Annotated in this window: 10 protein-coding genes and 2 pseudogenes; 4 read left to right on the forward strand and 8 right to left on the reverse strand. The window is 72.8% G+C overall.

Annotation, left to right across the window (positions count from 1 at the left end; genetic code table 11):
• Positions 1-11: 11 nt before the first annotated feature.
• Positions 12-1,550: an APC family permease gene (locus PKE99_RS06495; protein ID WP_037040499.1), complete on the forward strand. Its 1,539-nt coding sequence runs from the start codon at positions 12-14 to the stop codon at positions 1,548-1,550.
• Positions 1,547-3,139: a GMC family oxidoreductase gene (locus PKE99_RS06500; RefSeq protein WP_231498029.1), complete on the forward strand. Its 1,593-nt coding sequence runs from the start codon at positions 1,547-1,549 to the stop codon at positions 3,137-3,139. The genes PKE99_RS06495 and PKE99_RS06500 overlap by 4 nt, the downstream gene beginning before the upstream one ends.
• 71 nt (positions 3,140-3,210) lie before the next feature.
• On the opposite strand, the pseudogene PKE99_RS06505 reads toward PKE99_RS06500, so the two are convergent.
• Positions 3,211-3,459, reverse strand: a pseudogene (locus tag PKE99_RS06505) (ester cyclase); the annotation flags it as partial.
• 19 nt (positions 3,460-3,478) lie between these two features.
• A pseudogene (locus PKE99_RS38955) lies at positions 3,479-3,628 on the reverse strand (nuclear transport factor 2 family protein); the annotation flags it as partial.
• 352 nt (positions 3,629-3,980) lie between these two features.
• Here PKE99_RS38955 and PKE99_RS06510 point away from each other — a divergent pair.
• On the forward strand, positions 3,981-5,447 hold the full coding sequence (locus tag PKE99_RS06510; RefSeq protein ID WP_037040501.1) for an AMP-binding protein: 1,467 nt from the start codon (positions 3,981-3,983) through the stop codon (positions 5,445-5,447).
• Here the strand turns inward: PKE99_RS06510 and PKE99_RS06515 are convergent.
• The 5 genes from PKE99_RS06515 to PKE99_RS06535 all read right to left on the reverse strand — a co-directional run bounded on the left by PKE99_RS06515 (position 5,444) and on the right by PKE99_RS06535 (position 10,158).
• Positions 5,444-6,205, reverse strand: a complete 762-nt coding sequence (locus PKE99_RS06515; RefSeq protein WP_037040503.1) for a helical backbone metal receptor — start codon at positions 6,203-6,205, stop codon at positions 5,444-5,446. The genes PKE99_RS06510 and PKE99_RS06515 overlap by 4 nt on opposite strands.
• A gap of 19 nt (positions 6,206-6,224) precedes the next feature.
• Positions 6,225-7,508: a TRAP transporter large permease gene (locus PKE99_RS06520; protein WP_037040506.1), complete on the reverse strand. Its 1,284-nt coding sequence runs from the start codon at positions 7,506-7,508 to the stop codon at positions 6,225-6,227.
• Positions 7,505-8,107 (reverse strand): TRAP transporter small permease, encoded by a 603-nt coding sequence (locus PKE99_RS06525; protein WP_037040507.1) that lies wholly within the window; start codon positions 8,105-8,107, stop codon positions 7,505-7,507. Before PKE99_RS06525 ends, PKE99_RS06520 begins: the two co-directional genes overlap by 4 nt.
• Complete coding sequence (locus PKE99_RS06530) at positions 8,107-9,144, reverse strand: DctP family TRAP transporter solute-binding subunit (protein WP_037040508.1); 1,038 nt, start codon at positions 9,142-9,144, stop codon at positions 8,107-8,109. Before PKE99_RS06530 ends, PKE99_RS06525 begins: the two co-directional genes overlap by 1 nt.
• A 96-nt stretch (positions 9,145-9,240) precedes the next feature.
• Entirely contained in the window at positions 9,241-10,158 is a 918-nt protein-coding gene (locus PKE99_RS06535; protein WP_037040510.1) for a LysR family transcriptional regulator, read from the reverse strand.
• Positions 10,159-10,225: 67 nt separating this feature from the next.
• Between PKE99_RS06535 and PKE99_RS06540 the strand changes: the two genes are divergently transcribed.
• Positions 10,226-11,461 (forward strand): MFS transporter, encoded by a 1,236-nt coding sequence (locus PKE99_RS06540; RefSeq protein ID WP_063739657.1) that lies wholly within the window; start codon positions 10,226-10,228, stop codon positions 11,459-11,461.
• A 52-nt stretch (positions 11,462-11,513) separates the two neighbouring features.
• Here PKE99_RS06540 and PKE99_RS06545 read toward each other — a convergent pair whose 3' ends face one another.
• A complete protein-coding gene (locus tag PKE99_RS06545) occupies positions 11,514-12,839 on the reverse strand; it encodes an NAD(P)/FAD-dependent oxidoreductase (RefSeq protein WP_037040512.1) in 1,326 nt (441 codons plus the stop codon).
• Positions 12,840-12,872: the final 33 nt, after the last annotated feature.

Here is a 12,872-nt window from a genome sequence, read left to right on the forward strand (position 1 = left end):
CGGAGGCCTGTGTGAGCACCACCGAGAACGAGCAGCACGACCACGGACTCTCCGAGTTCGGCTACAGCCAGTCGCTCGACCGGAGCATCGGCAAGTTCGCCAGCTTCGCCGCCGGCGTCAGCTACATCTCGATCCTCACCGGCACCTTCCAGCTGTTCTACTTCGGCTTCGGGTTCGGCGGCCCGATGTACTGGTGGTCCTGGCCGATGGTGTTCGCCGGCCAGATCATGGTGGCGCTGTGCTTCGCCGAGCTCGCGGGCCGCTACCCCGTGGCGGGCTCGGTCTACAACTGGTCCAAGCGCCTGGCCGGTCCGACGACGTCGTGGCTCGCCGGTTGGATGATGTTCACCGCGTCCGTGGTCACCCTGACCGCCGTGGTGCTGGCCTACCAGGTCACGCTGCCGCAGATCTGGTCCGGCTTCCAGCTCGTGGGCGACGGCACCGGGGACACCGACTTCGCGGTCAGCGCCGTCATCTGGGGTGCGATCCTCATCCTCTTCACCACCCTGGTGAACGCGTTCGGCGTGAAGCTGATGGCGCGGATCAACAGCACCGGCGTGTTCATCGAGCTGATCGCGGCCGTGCTGCTGGTGATCCTGCTCGGCGTCAACATCGTCAACCCGCCGTCGGTGCTGCTCGACACGAACGGGATCGGCGCGGGCCAGCCGGGCGGCTACTTCGCGGCGTTCCTCGTCGCCTCGCTCGCCAGCGCGTACGTGATGTACGGCTTCGACACCGCCAGCTCGCTGGGGGAGGAGACCGTCGACCCGCGGCGGACGGCGCCCACGGCGATCCTGCGCGCGGTGATCGCCTCCTTCGTCATCGGCGGCCTCATCCTGCTGTTCGGCATCCTCGCGGCACCGAACCTGGCCGACCCCGCGCTGGGCGAGAGCAGCGGCGGCCTGCAGCTGATCGTCATCCAGGCCCTGGGCAGCACGCTGGGCAAGATCTTCCTCGTCACGATCATCATCGCGATCACCGTCTGCGCGCTCGCGGTCCACACCGCGGCGATCCGGCTGATGTTCGCGATGGCCCGCGACAACGCGCTCCCGGGTGGCGCCCGGCTGGCCAAGATCGACCCGAAGCGGAAGACGCCGGTCGTCCCGGCGATCCTGATCGGCGTCGCGTCCGTGCTGATCCTGGTGGTCAACATCGGCTCGCCGGCGATCTTCACGGCCGTCACGAGCGTCGCGATCATCATGATCTACCTGGCGTACCTGCTGGTCACGGGGCCGATGCTGCTCAAGCGTCTCCGCGGGCAGTGGCCGGGGCCCGAGGCGCGGACGAGCGGCTACTTCTCGCTCGGCAGGCTGGGCCTGCCGGTCAACATCCTGGCCGTGCTGTGGGGCGCCGCGATGGCGCTGAACCTGGCCTGGCCCCGCGCGGACGTCTACGGCGAGGGCGTCCTGCGCTGGATCGCGTTCATCTTCATCGGCGCGGTGGCGCTGATCGGGCTGCTGTGGTTCCGGCTCAAGGGCCGCCACCGGCTCGGCACGCTGCCCGAGCACATGGCCCGGCAGATGGAGCAGATGGAGGGGGAGCTGCCGTGACGGGAGCGCACATCGGGGAGGCGCCGGGCAACGGCGACGGCGACACGTTCGACTACGTGGTGGTGGGGGGCGGTTCCGCGGGCTGCGCGCTCGCGGCCCGGCTGTCCGAGGACCCGTCGGTCACCGTGTGCCTGCTGGAGGCGGGCCCGTCCGACGTCGGGGACCCGGCGATCCTGCGCCTCGAGGACTGGATGTACCTCCTCGACTCCGGCTACGACTGGGACTACCTCGTCGAACCCCAGGAGAACGGCAACTCCTTCCTGCGGCACGCCCGCGCCCGGGTGCTCGGCGGCTGCTCCTCGCACAACTCCTGCATCGCGTTCTGGACCCCGCGCGAGGACCTCGACGAGTGGGCGTCGCTGGGCTGTGACGGCTGGTCGGCCGACGAGTGCTGGCCGCTGATCCGCCGGCTGGAGACGAACGACGGCCCGTGGGAGGGCCACGGCCGCTCCGGCCCGGTGAACCTCATGCAGGTCCCGCCGGACGACCCGTGCGGCGTCGCGGTGCTCGAGGCGTGCGCGGCCGTCGGGATGCCGACCGTGCGGTTCAACGAGGGCGTCACGATCACCGAGGGCGCCGGCTTCTTCCAGATCAACTCGTTCCCGGACGGCACCCGGTCGTCGGCGTCGGTCAGCTACCTGCACCCGATCATGGCGACGCGCCCGAACCTGGAGGTCCGCACCGACTCGTGGGCCTCGCGGGTCCTGTTCGACGGCACGCGCGCGACGGGCGTCGAGTACCAGCGCGGCATCGGGCCCGGCCGCCAGGTCGTGCGCGCGAACCGCGAGGTGATCCTCTCCACCGGCGCGATCGACACCCCGAAGCTGCTGATGCTCTCCGGGATCGGACCCGCCGAGCACCTGCGGGACTTCGGCGTGGAGGTCCTGGTCGACGCCCCGGGCGTCGGGGCCAACCTCGACGACCACGTCGAGGGCCTGGTCATGTGGGACGCCGCGCGGCCGATGGTCGAGCGCTCCACGCAGTGGTGGGAGATCGGGCTGTTCCACTGCACGCAGCCGGGGCTCGACCGGCCGGACCTGATGATGCACTACGGGTCCGTGCCGTTCGACCTCAACACCGTGCGCTGGGGCTACCCGACCACGGACAACGGCTTCTGCCTCACCCCGAACGTCACCCGCGGCCGGTCGCGGGGCACGGTGCGGCTGCGCAGCCGGGACTTCCGCGACCGCGCCCGCGTGGACCCGCGGTACTTCACGGACCCGGAGGGCCACGACATGCGGGTCATGACGGAGGGGATCCGGCTGGCCCGGCGCGTCGCCGAGCAGCCCGCGCTGAAGGAGTGGGTGGCGGGGGAGCTGGCACCGGGGCCGGAGGCGGTGCGGGACGACGAGATCGAGGACTACATCGTCAAGACGCACAACACCGTCTACCACCCGGCGTGCACGGTGAAGATGGGTCCGGCGACGGACCCGAAGGCGCCGCTGGACCCGCAGCTGCGGGTGCGCGGGGTGGAGAACCTGCGGGTGGCCGACGCGTCGGTGCTGCCCTTCCTGCCCGCGATCAACCCCAACATCACCACGATGATGGTCGGCGAGAAGTGCGCCGACCTGCTGAAGGCGAGCCGGTAGGGCCGCCGCGCGCCGTGGGGGAGCCCGCGGCGGGCTCGACCGGGCTCCTCGGCGGCGCGCGGCACGACCGTCTACTGCGGCAGCAGGCCGAGCTGCGCCATCATGTCCAGCTGGTCCCAGTAATACCGAACACGGACGATCTGGTCGCCTCGGACCGTGTAGACGCCGGCAAACGGGACCTCGATGCGAGCCCCGGTCGCCGGGGTCTCCGTGCCGTCGGGGTTGCCCAGCGGTCCGGTGTTGGTCCCCCGGAACAGCGACTCCTCGACGATCGTGTCGCCGTCCAGGTAGGTGCGGTGCACGACGACCTGGTTGTCGGGGGAAGGACTTCTCGTTCTCGGCCCAGAAGTCGCGCAGTCCTTGACGGCCCTTGGCGTCGAACCCGGGCAGTGTGAGCTCGCAGTCCTCGGCGAACGGGGCCACGAACCCGTCGACGTCGTGGGCGTTCCAGGCGTCGGTCAGGCGGTCGAACATCGTCTGCAGGTCCATCGTCGCCTCCTCTGGGAACCGGACGGGGACGCCCACGCTAGAGAGCCCGCGTCGGCGGCCGACAGGGCCGAGGGACCGTGCCGGGCGGCCGATCCGGGAGGGGGCGGAAGCCCCGATGAGGGCGTCGCGGGACGATCGGTACCGGGGACGGGCCGCGGGTCAGCGCAGCGGTCGGCACTCGGCCCCCCTCGGTGACCTTGCCCTGCAGGAGGCCGTGAGCGATGCTCGCGGAGATGTCTGCTCACGCCCACCGGCCGCGCATGCGCTGCCCCGCGAACTCGCGCACCGACGTTCCGACCCGGACGCCGCCCGGAAAGCCCGCCCCCGGCCCCGCTGTGCGGGAGGCACGCACGTGAGCGACGGGACCGCACTCGCCGTCCGGCTCCGGGAGCTGGCCGCCGCCGCGCCGGACGCCGTCGCGCTCACCGACGAGCACGGCCGGGTCACCCGCCGGGAGCTCGACGAGCGCTCCACCCGGCTGGCCCGCCGGTTCGCCGGGCTCGGGGTCGGGCACGGCGACTTCGTCTCGATCGCGCTGCCCAACGGGATCCGGCACGTCGAGTGCTCGCTGGCCGCGTGGAAGCTCGGCGCGGTGCCGCAGCCGCTGTCCCACCGGCTCCCGCCCGCGGAGCTCGCCGCGTTGGTGGAGATCGCGGACCCGGCGCTGGTCGTGGGCCTCGACCCGGGCGACGGCCGGCCCTGGCTGACCGGCGACGAGGACCTCACGACCGGCGAGGCGACGCCGCTGCCCGACGTCGTCGGACCCTCGTGGAAGGCGCCCACCTCCGGGGGCAGCACCGGCCGCCCCAAGCTGATCGTGGCGGGGCAGGTGGCGAGCGTGGAGGCCGTGCTCGCGCGCGCCCCGCTGCTGCGGATCGACCGGGACGGGGTGTTCCTGTCGACCGCGCCGCTCTACCACAACGCGCCGTACATGTTCTCGCTGATGGCGCTGCTGCAGGGGCACCACGTCGTCCTCATGGGACGGTTCGACGCCGCCCGCGCGCTCGACCTCGTGGCCCGGCACCGCGCGACCTGGCTCTACGTGGTGCCCACGATGATGGGCCGGATGCTGCGGCTGCCCGCGGCGGTCCGCGAGGCGGCGGACCTGTCGTCGCTGCGGACCGTGCTGCACGTCGGCGCGCCCTGCCCGCCGCACGTGAAGCGGGGCTGGCTGGACTGGGTGGCGACGCCGGAGACGGTGATCGAGCTGTACTCGGGCACCGAGGCGCAGGCCAACTGCATGATCGACGGCCGCGAGTGGCTGGAGCGCCCGGGCTCGGTCGGGCGCGTGCAGCGCGGCCGGATGAGCGTGCGCGGCGAGGACTTCCGCGAGCTCCCGCCCGGCGAGGTCGGCGAGATCTGGATGCGGCCGGACGGGGAGGCGACGACCTACCGGTACATCGGCGCCGAGGCGCGCGAGCGCGACGGGTGGGAGTCGTTGGGGGACATGGGCTCCTTCGACGCCGACGGCTACCTCTTCCTCGCCGACCGGCAGACCGACATGATCCTGGTCGGCGGGGCCAACGTGTACCCGGCGGAGGTCGAGTCCGCGCTGTGCGAGCACCCCGCGGTGCTCTCGGCCGCCGTAATCGGGCTCCCGGACGAGGACTACGGCAGCGTGGTCCACGGGATCGTGCAGGTCGGCGGCAACCACGACGGCGACGTCACGGGGGAGGAGCTGCGCGAGTTCGTGCGCGGCCGGCTCGCCCCGTACAAGGTGCCGCGGACCGTCGAGCTCACCGCCGACCCCCTGCGCGACGACGCCGGCAAGGTCCGCCGCAGCGCGCTGCGGGAGGCCCGCCTCCCGCAGGCGTCCTAGCCGCGCCGCACCTGGTCCCGCAACGCCGCGGGCAGCACCCGCGCCGCCTCCACCAGGCTCGGCCCGTACCAGGTCAGCAGCCGCCCGCTGACCAGCACGGACGGGGCGGTGAAGGCCTCGGGGCCGTCGTCGGCGGTGAAGAGGTACGGCTCGTCCGGCAGCACCACGAGATCGTGCGCGGGCAGGTCGGCCGGGTCGAACCGCGGGTAGCGCTCGGGGGAGCCGGCGAGCACGTTGTCCACGCCCAACCGGGCGAGCACCGCGCCGGTGAAGGTGTCCGAGCCGCAGGCCATCCACGGCTTGCGCCAGATCGGCACCACCGCGCGGCGCCGCTCGGCCGGCTCCGGGAGGGCGGCCCACAGGCGGCGGGCCTCGGCGAGCCACCCCGGCTCGTCGAACCCGCAGGCCGCGAGCATGCGGCCGAGCGAGTCCAGGCCGCCGTCGACGGTCCGGATGTCGGTCACGTAGACGGCGAGCCCCGCGTCGCGCAGCCGCTGCAGGTCGCCGGGCTTGTTCTCCTCCTGGTTGGCCAGCACCAGGTCCGGCTCGAGCGCGACGATCGCCTCGACGTCCGGGTTCTTGGTGCCGCGCACCCGCGGCACGTCGAGGTCCCCGGGGTGGGTGCACCAGTCCGTGGCGGCGACGAGCCGGGAGACGTCCGTGGCCCCGACCGCCTCGGTCAGCGAGGGCACGATCGACGCGATCCGCTCGACCTTCGCCGGGACGTCGACCTCGCGGCCCTCGTCGTCGATCACCATGGGCATGCGGCCAGGCTAGTCACTCCACCAGCGCGAGGCTGATCACCGGGACGAAGGTGACGATCAGCAGGGCGATCAGCAGGACCCCGGCGCTGGGCAGGGCCGCCCGCGCCACGCGCAGCACGCTCATCCGCGAGATCCCGCTGGCGACGAACAGGTTCAGCCCGAGCGGCGGCGTGACCATGCCGATCTCCAGGTTCATGACGATGATGATCCCGAGGTGGACCGGGTTCACGCCGAGCTCGGTCGCGATGGGGAAGAGGATGGGCGCGAGGATGAGGATCGCGCTCGACGTCTCCATGAAGCAGCCCACGATCAGCAGCAGGACCGTGACCAGCAGCAGGAACTGCCAGGGCTGCAGGTTCAGGGCGAGCAGCGCGCCGGTGACCTCGGCGGGGATGCGCTCGTAGGTGAGCACGAAGGAGAACAGAATGCCGTTGGCGATGATGAACATGACCATCGCCGAGGTCCGGGCCGACCGCAGCAGGATCGGCCCGATGTCGCGCCACGACAGTTCCCGGTAGACGAGCAGGCTGACGAGCAGCGCGTAGGCCACGGCCATGGCCGCGGCCTCGGTCGGGGTGAAGAAGCCGCCGTAGATGCCGCCCAGCACGAACACCGGCAGCAGCAGCGACAGGATCGCGTCCCGGAAGGCACGGACCTTTTCCGCCCGGGTCATGTCGACGGCCGTCGCCCCGGTCCCGTAGCCGCGCCGCCGGGAGACGACCACGACCATCGCCAGCAGCAGGGCGCCGGCGAGCAGGCCGGGCAGGATCCCGGCGAGGAAGAGGTCGCCGATCGAGGTCTCGGTCGCGATGCCGTACACGATCAGCGGGATGGACGGCGGGATGAGGATGCCCAGCGACCCGGACGTCGCGATGAGCCCGGTCGAGAAGTCCCGGCCGTAGCCGGCCCGGATCATCGCGGGGATGAGCAGGGTGCCGACGGCGACGACGGTGGCCGGGCTCGAGCCCGAGATCGCGGCGAAGAAGACGCAGGACAGCACGGCCGTCATCGCCAGGCCGCCGCGGTAGCCGCCGACCGCCGCGAGCCCGGCCTCGGTGAGCCGTCTGCTGATCCCGCCCCGGCTCATGATCGTGGCGGCGAGCACGAAGAACGGGATCGCGACGAGCGGGAAGCTGTTCAGGGCGTTGGTCAGGGTCTCCGGGACCTGGGTGAGCGGGATGGTGGTGAAGTAGAAGAAGTAGAGGAAGGTGGTGAGCCCGAGGGCCACGGCGATCGGGGCCGACGACAGCAGCAGGACCAGCAGGGTGACCAGCAGGGCGATCGCCGCGGCGCTCATCGGCCGGCCTCCCCGTCGCCGTCGTCCGCGCGCCGGGGCCCCGGCTCGTCGTCCCGCGCGGCGGCGCCCTCGGCCTCCCGCTCCGCGGCCTGCTCCGCCTCCCGTTCGGCCGTCTTCTCGGGATACGGGTCGCGGCCCCGGAGCATGCGGGAGGCGATCTCGCAGGCCCGCACGAACATCAGCGTGAACCCGACCGGGACCGGGAGGGTCGCGAGCCAGAGCGGGAGCTTCAACGCCGGGGTCAGGGTCAGCCGGGCGTACGGCTCCGCCAGGACGAGCCAGGCGAAGGCGCCGACGATCCCGAGGTAGACCAGCGTGACGGCGATCCCGACCAGGGCGAGGACCCGCTTGCCGCGCTCGCCGAGGAACAGCGCGACCAGGTCGACGTTGACGTGCTCGTCGTAGCGCAGGGTCACGACGGCGCCGAGGAAGGTCGACGTGATCACGAGGAGGATCACGGCCTCCTCCGACCAGAAGAGGATCTGCCCGGTGATCGTGCGGAGCAGCACGGCGACGATCGCGACCAGCGCGGCGAGCCCCAGCGACCCGGCCGCCAGCACGTTCTCCACCCGGGTCAGGACGCGGTCGAACCCGGCCATCACGCACCACCCGCCCGACGCTGGGCCAGCAGCTCGTCGACGACGTCCCGGCCGATGACGTCCGCCTGCTCGTCCCACACCTTCGGCACGACCGAGGCCTCGAACGCGGCCCGCTGCTCGGGCGTCAGCTGCACGATCTCCGTGGTGCCGGCCTCGGCGATCGTCTTCTTCGCCTCCTCGTTGAGCTGGGCGGCGACCTCGCGGTTGTAGTGGGCGGACTCCGTGGCCGCCTCGCGGACGACCTGCTGCAGGTCCGGCGGGAGCCCCTCGAAGAACGGCCGGTTGATCGTGAGGACGTAGCCGACGTAGCCGTGGTCCGACTCGGTGATGTACCGCTGCACCGTGTGCATGTTCTGGGACTCGATGTTCGACCAGGGGTTCTCCTGGCCGTCGATCAGCCCCTGCTGCAGGGCGTTGTAGACCTCGGCGAAGGCCAGCGGGGTCGACTGGGCGCCCCAGGCGGCGAACTGGGCGCGCAGGACGTCCGAGGGCTGGATGCGGAAGCGGAGCCCCGCGAGGTCCTCGGCCGCGGTCATCCGGGTGTTCGAGGACAGCTGCTTGAGCCCGTTGTCCCAGAGCTCGAGCACGACGATGTCGCGGCGGGCCAGCTCGGGGTTGCCGAAGATCGCGCGTCCCACGGCGGTGTCCGGGGACGCGACCCGCGGGATGTCCTCGACGTCCCGGAACAGGAACGGCAGGTCGAGCACCTGCAGCTCGGGGGCGATCGTGGTGAACTTCGCGCTGGCGGGGGCCAGCATCTGCACCGCCCCGGACTGGAGGGCCTGCAGCTCGTCCTCGTCGCCGAACAGCTCCGAGTTGGGGTAGATCTCGACCGCGATCCGGCCGCCGGAGCGCTGCTCGACGATCTCCTCGAACCGCTGCGCCGCCTTGCCCTTCGGCGTCTTGGCCGTGACGACGTGGGAGAAGCGCAGCACGTAGGTGTCGCTGCCGCCCGCCTGTCCGGCACCGCGGAGCCCGCAGCCGGCGAGGAGCACGCACAGCACCGCGAGGAGCGCCCAGACCGTTCGCCGTCGCATACCGCCGGTCCCTCCTCGAGCCGAGGACGGGGGCGGCGCCGGAATGCGGCACCGTCGCCCATTCGGGTCGGACGGTAGGAATCGGCGCGAAGGGTGTCAAACGCTGGCGAACAGCGGCGTGTGGCGGCGGACGAAGTCGCGGAAGGCCCGCGCGGGCGCGCTCGCCCGCCGCTCCCGGGAGCGGACGAGCCCGATCACGCGGATCGTGCGGGGGCTCGTCACCGGCAGCTCGACGACGCCCGGTGGCGGCCCGTGGTGCGACACCGGCACCAGCGCGACCCCCAGGCCCGCCCGGACGAACCCCCGGACCGTCGCGGAGTCCCCGGACTCGAACGCCAGCCGCGGCGTGAATCCCGCGTCGCGGCACCAGCGGTCGACCGCGGCGCGCAGGCCGTTGCCGGGCAGGAAGCCGATGAACCGCTCGCCCGCGGCGTCGGCGAGGGGGAGCCCGGCGCGGTGCTCCGCCAGCGGATGGTCGGCGGGGACCGCGAGCCGCAGCTCCTCCTCGCCCAGGGGCTCCGCGGTGAACGCGGCCTCCTCGGGCAGGGGAGAGGTGAGCGCGAGATCGGCTGCGCCCTCCCGGATCCACTGCAGCAACGTGTGGTGCGGGGCCTGGAGCAGGTCGAACCGGATCCCCGGCTGCACCGCCCGGAACTCGCCGACCAGGCGCGGGACGACCTCGGTGCCCAGCGTGGGCAGGAAGGCCAGCGTGATCCGTCCCTGCACGCTGTCGACCTCGCCGGCCAGCTCGCGGGCGCCCGTGGCCAGCTCCGCGAGGGAACGCTCGGCGTAGCGCAGCAGCAGTCGGCCCTCGCGGGTGAGCCGCACGGTGCGGCCGCTGCGGACGAACAGCGACGTCCCCAGCTCCCGCTCCAGGCGGGCGATGCCGCGCGAGAGTGTGGACTGCGGCACACCCAGCTCGTCCGCGGCGTGCGTGACGTGCTCGGCCCGCCCCACGGCGACGAACCAGCGCAACCGGGGTGCGAGCGCAGCCAGGACCACCGACTCATCCATGAATGCATCATCGCACCCGAGTAGATGCATTGGACGCATGCTGATCCTGGTCGTACGGTCGCTAGCGATGACAACGACCGCCCCTGCCCCCGCCCTGTCCGCCGCGCTCGGTCACGAGCGCGGCAGCCCGGGCTACCGCCGCCTCGGGCTGGCGATGTGGTGCACGGGGCTCGCGACGTTCGTGCTGGTCTACGCGGTGCAGGGGCTGCTGCCCACGCTCGCCGACGAGTTCGACGTCTCGTCGGGGACCTCCAGCCTCGCGCTGTCGGCGACCACCCTGACCCTCGCGCTCGCGATCGTCCCGCTGTCCGCGGTGGCCGAGGCCTGGGGCCGCGCCCGCGTGATGACGGCCGCGCTGGCCGCCTCGGCGGTCCTCGGCCTGCTCGCGCCGCTCGCGCCGACCTTCGGGGTGCTCGTCGGGATCCGGGCGCTGCAGGGGATCGCGCTGGCCGCGCTGCCGGCGCTGGCCATGTCCCACGTGACCCGGGAGGTGGCGCCGCGGCACCTCGGCGGCGCGGTCGGGCTGCTCATCGCCGGCAACACCATCGGCGGGCTCTCCGGCCGGCTCATCGCCACCGCGGTCGCCGACGTCGCGGGCTGGCGGCTCGCGCTGCTGGCCGTCGGGCTCGTGTCGCTGGCCTGCACCGTGGCGTTCCGGCTGCTGCTGCCGCCGTCGGTCGCGCCGGCCGCCCCGCGGGTGCGTCTCGGCGAGCTCGGCGGGCCGATCCTGCGGCACCTGCGCGACCCGGGCCTGCTGTGCCTGTTCGGCATCGGCTTCCTGCTGATGGGCTCGTTCGTGACCGTCTACAACTACCTGGGCTTCCGGCTGCTGCGCGCCCCGTTCGGGCTGCCCGCTGCGCTGGTCGCGCTGATCTTCCTCGGGTACCTGGCCGGGTCCTACGCGTCGACGGCGGCGGGCCGGCTCGGGGACCGGTTCGGCCGCCGGAAGGTCATGTGGATCGGCATCGTGGTCGCGGTCGCCGGGGCGTGGGTCACCGCGCCGGACCGGCTGCCGACGGTCCTGGCCGGGCTGCTGCTGATCACGGTCGGGTTCTTCGCCGGGCACTCGCTGGCCAGCAGCTGGGTGGGCCGCCGCTCGTCGATGCTGCCCGAGGGCTCGCCGGGCATCGCCTCGTCGCTGTACCTGTTCGGCTACTACGCGGGCAGCAGCGTCGGCGGCACCGTCGGCGGGGTGGTGTTCGACGTCGCCGGCTGGAACGGGGTCGTCGGCTACCTCACCGTGCTGCTCGCCGGCGCGCTCGTCCTGGCCCTCACCCTGCGCCGGATCCCCACCCCGGCCTGAGCCCGGTGAACGGCGGTCTCGCTCAGACCTCGGGAGCGGGAGCGCTGTTCGCTCACCTCTGCCGGACGTACTCCGCGGTGTACGGGCGCTCGGCGGTCGTCGGCTCGCCGAGCGGGTAGGCGCGCTCCCCGCGCCGGTTCGCGCCGAGCGCGGTCGCCCAGTTCAGCAGCGTGGTGAACCGGTTGTGCACGCCCGCCAGGAACGCGATGTGGATCACGCCCCACAGCAGCCAGCCGACGAACCCGTCGACCCGCACCGGGCCCTTCTCCAGCAGCGCGTGCCGCCGGGAGATGTAGGCCGCGTTGCCGAGGTCGAGGTACCGGAAGGGCCGCGTCGGCTCCCCGGCGAGCACCCGCCGGACGTCCTCGCCCGCGTGCCGCCCGGACTGCATCGCCACCTCGGCGACGCCGGGCAGGTCGTCGAGGCTCATGACGTCGCCGACCACGCGGATCTCCGGATGCCCTGCGACGGTGAGGTCCGGCTCGACGGGGAGCCGGCCCTGCCGGTCCTGCACGGCGCCGGTCTCCTTCGCCACGTTCTGCAGGAACGGAACGGCTTCGACGCCCGCGGTCCACAGCACCGTGCGCGCGTCGTACCGCCGCTGCTCCCGCCGGCCGTCGGGCCCCGGCTTCTTCGCGGTCGTGACGACCCCGCGCTCGTCGACGTCCGTGACGTGCACCCCGAACACCGTCTCGACGCCGAGCCGGTCGAGGGCCCGCTGTGCCTTCTCGGTGAGGTTGCGCCCGAACGACTTGAGCACCCGGTCGCCGCCGTCGAACAGCACCACCCGCGCCTCGCGCGGATCGATGTGCCGGTACTCGTGCTCGATGGCGTGCAGGGCGAGCTCGCGGATCTGCCCGGCCAGCTCGACGCCGGTCGGGCCGCCGCCGGCCACGGCGAAGGTCAGCCACTCCGCCCGGTCCCGCGGGTCCGGCAGGGTCTCCGCCATCTCGAACGCCCCCAGCACGCGGCGACGGATGGCCAGCGCGTCGTCGATGGTCTTCATGCCCGGCGCGTGCACCGCGAACTCGGGGTGGCCGAGGTAGGACTGCCGCATTCCCGCGGCGATGATCAGCTGGTCGTAGGGCAGCTCGAAGGTCGTGTCGTCCGGGCGGCGGGCGGTGAGGACCCGCTCGGTCGCGTCGAGATCGCACGCCTCGCCGAGGACCACGCGCACGTTGCGGTGCCGGCGCATGAGCGTGCGCAGCGGGGTCGTGATCTGTCCCTCGGACAGCAGCCCGGTGGCGCACTGGTAGAGCAGCGGCTGGAACAACGAGGTCGTGGTCCGGTCGAGCAGGGTGACGTCCGCGTCCGCGCGGGCGAGCCGACGGGCCGCGTAGACCCCGCCGCCGACCACCACGACCTTCGGCCGCGCCATGTGCTCCCCCTTCGAGTCGCTCGCTCTCGCGTA

This window comes from Pseudonocardia halophobica (assembly GCF_027922425.1).
In the GTDB taxonomy this organism is placed as follows: domain Bacteria; phylum Actinomycetota; class Actinomycetes; order Mycobacteriales; family Pseudonocardiaceae; genus Pseudonocardia; species Pseudonocardia halophobica.

Coding starts and splice junctions, on each gene's coding strand:
- PKE99_RS06515 (WP_037040503.1), bottom strand. CDS start 6,205: ATGGTGATCGACGACGAGGGCCGCGAGGTCGACGTCCCGGCGAAGGTC.
- PKE99_RS06535 (WP_037040510.1), bottom strand. CDS start 10,158: ATGGATGAGTCGGTGGTCCTGGCTGCGCTCGCACCCCGGTTGCGCTGG.
- PKE99_RS06520 (WP_037040506.1), bottom strand. CDS start 7,508: ATGAGCGCCGCGGCGATCGCCCTGCTGGTCACCCTGCTGGTCCTGCTG.
- PKE99_RS06540 (WP_063739657.1), top strand. CDS start 10,226: ATGACAACGACCGCCCCTGCCCCCGCCCTGTCCGCCGCGCTCGGTCAC.
- PKE99_RS06530 (WP_037040508.1), bottom strand. CDS start 9,144: ATGCGACGGCGAACGGTCTGGGCGCTCCTCGCGGTGCTGTGCGTGCTC.
- PKE99_RS06545 (WP_037040512.1), bottom strand. CDS start 12,839: ATGGCGCGGCCGAAGGTCGTGGTGGTCGGCGGCGGGGTCTACGCGGCC.
- PKE99_RS06525 (WP_037040507.1), bottom strand. CDS start 8,107: ATGGCCGGGTTCGACCGCGTCCTGACCCGGGTGGAGAACGTGCTGGCG.